At 56.6% G+C, this 2,564-nt stretch carries 1 protein-coding gene; it reads left to right on the top strand.

The features are described from left to right. Window positions 1-45 precede the first annotated feature (45 nt). A partial coding sequence (locus AAKU64_RS22295) for a type VI secretion system Vgr family protein (protein WP_354363074.1) occupies window positions 46-2,564 on the top strand: 2,519 nt, incomplete at its 3' end.

Raw genomic sequence — 2,564 nt, 5'->3', positions numbered from 1 at the left:
TAATTTATCAACATCAACAAGCCCACGTTCACGGAAATACATTTGATGGATTACCTCACCACCAGCCCCACCGCACGCTCCGGCGCACTGTCTGGTGCAGTTTCTGATGCACTGTCTGGTTTAGACAACCTGGTCCAGCAGCTCACCGGCCCACTCCTCAGTCAGCACGCCCGCTTGATCAGTATGGACACCGCACAAGGCTCGGCCTTGCCAGAGACCTTGGTGGTGGAAGCGTTTACCGGCTATGAGGCAGTCAATGCGCTGTTTTTATTTGATATCGATGCCTTCAGCGTCTCTACCGAGGTCGATCTGAAACAGTTTATCGGCGAGGAAATCACCTTGCGTCTGTTACAAGCGGATGGTTCACGGCGAGCCTGGCATGGCTACTGTACGCAGGCGTATTGGCTGGGGGCGGATGGTGGTACCACCCGCTATCGCTTACGCTTAGAACCGTTTTTGTCCTTCTTACGCTTACGTCGTGACTCGTTTATTTTTCAGGACAAAGATGTCCAGCAGATCGTCACCGATTTACTCGCTGATTATCCGCAAGCCCATTTCCGATGGGATGTGACGCAACCCCTGCTTGCGCGCCCTGTTTGTACCCAATACCGTGAGAGTGATCTGGATTTCTTCACCCGCTTACTGGCGTCTGAAGGCTTGAGCTGGCGCTTTGACCATGATCAGAGTGGTAGCGGCTCCGGTGCAGCGTCATCGTCATCCTCTTCTGCTCACTCTTCCCAATCTGCTGATTCTGCTCACTCTGCTGGCGATGTGCCGCATGCCAAACATACGCTGGTGATCTTCGATGCGCAAGCGACAGCGCCTGACTTGGTAGTTGACTTCGCTGATGGCTTAGTTGGTGAGGGTTCTGGGAGTAAGCTTATCCGTTTTCATGGGGTACGCGCGTCTGAATCGAGTGATGCCATCAATCAATTTTCTGCACGCCGTTCTGTGCAAGCCAATGCGGTGAGTTTGTCTAGCTGGGATGCACGTCAAGTGAGTGCGCCAGCCGCAGAGTCGGCCTCGGGTCTGGACAATGGGATGTTGCCGTCCTTGTCTCTTTACGATGGCGCGGCAGAGCAGCGGTATGTCGACAGTGGCATGGCCACGCAGCACAGTGAGCTGGTATTGCAGGCGCTGGAATTACGTAATAAGACGTTTAGCGGTGCCGGTGCGGTACGTTGCCTGGCCTCTGGTTATGTGTTTCAGCTGAGTCAGCATGATCACTATGGTGCCGATGGTACTGACAATGCGTTCACCGTGTTATCGGTACGGCATCAGGCGACCAATAATCTGGGCGCGGGGATGGCGACGATGTTGTCATCGCCTGAGCTGGAACGGGGGACGTATCGCAATCAATTTACCTGTGTGCGCCAAGTCGTGCCGATTGTGCCGGAGATCACGGCATGGCGACGTGCGCCGGTTGCCTTGGGGGCGCAGGTGGCTTTGGTGGTGGGATTGGACGCAACACCATTGACGACCGACAGGGATCATCGGATTAAAGTGCAATTCCCGTGGCAGCGCGGTGCCGTGCCAGTGGCGGGTGGGTTGACAGAGTCGGGGGCGAGTTCTTCTGGTAGTTCTTCTAGTGGCTCTGCTAGTTCCGCTAACAACAGTAATAACAGCGGTAATGCACCCGGCAATGAGACTTCGGGTACCTGGGTGCGGGTGGCAGAGGCGTTGTCTGGCCCTAACTGGGGGAGCAATTTCACGCCACGCATCGGTTCTGAGGTCTTGGTCGATTTTATTGAGAACGAGATGGATAGACCGGTGGTGGTGGCGTCTTTGTTTAATGGCGCCGATCTACCGCCGTATGCGGCTGGGGTGGATTCGGGGGTGAATCATGCGGGGGTGTTGTCGGGTTTCCATAGCCAGAATCTGGGTGGGGATGGGTACGATGGTTACAACCAATGGGCGGTGGATGATACGGTGCAGCAGTTGCGCATGCGGCTGGCGACGAGTACGGCGGCGTCTCAGTTAAACCTGGGCTATCTGATTGCGCAGGCACCGGCCTCTGCACAACGCGGCGCTTATCGGGGTCAGGGCTTTGAATTGCGTTCGGATGCTTGGGGTGTGGTGCGTGGTGCGCAGGGGCTGTTGTTGTCTACGACCCAGCGCTCAGTGAATGGCAGTAGTGTGACGTCGACTCAGTTGGATGTCGCAGAGAGCGTGGCGCAATTAAAGGGGGCGGCGTCATTGAGCGATGCCTTGTCACAGGCGGCGAGTCATCAGCAGGCTTTGATCAGCAAAGAGGCAATGCAGGCGCAGACGGCCTTGATCAAGGCGATCGATCCACAGCAAGCAGGGAAGTATCCGGGGCCAGTCAATGGGCAGGAGGCGTTGAAGCCTGCTAGTGGCAGTGCTGGTGGTACTGGTGCTGGTGGTAATAGAGCCCTAGATGCCGCGCAGCCGGTAGAGAAGTTTGCGTCGCCTTTGATGCATCTGGAGAGTGCGAGCAGTATCAATTGGGCGAGTCCGGCGTCCACTGCGCTGTTCGCAGGTCAGCATCTTCAGTGGACGACCCAGACCGATAGCCATTGGGCGGCGGCGATGACGACGTCGCT

Source organism: Undibacterium sp. GrIS 1.8 (genome assembly GCF_040544445.1).
In the GTDB taxonomy this organism is placed as follows: Bacteria; Pseudomonadota; Gammaproteobacteria; order Burkholderiales; family Burkholderiaceae_D; genus Undibacterium.
Note: the sequence above shows the minus strand (reverse complement) of the source record. Positions and strands in the feature narration are given on the sequence as shown.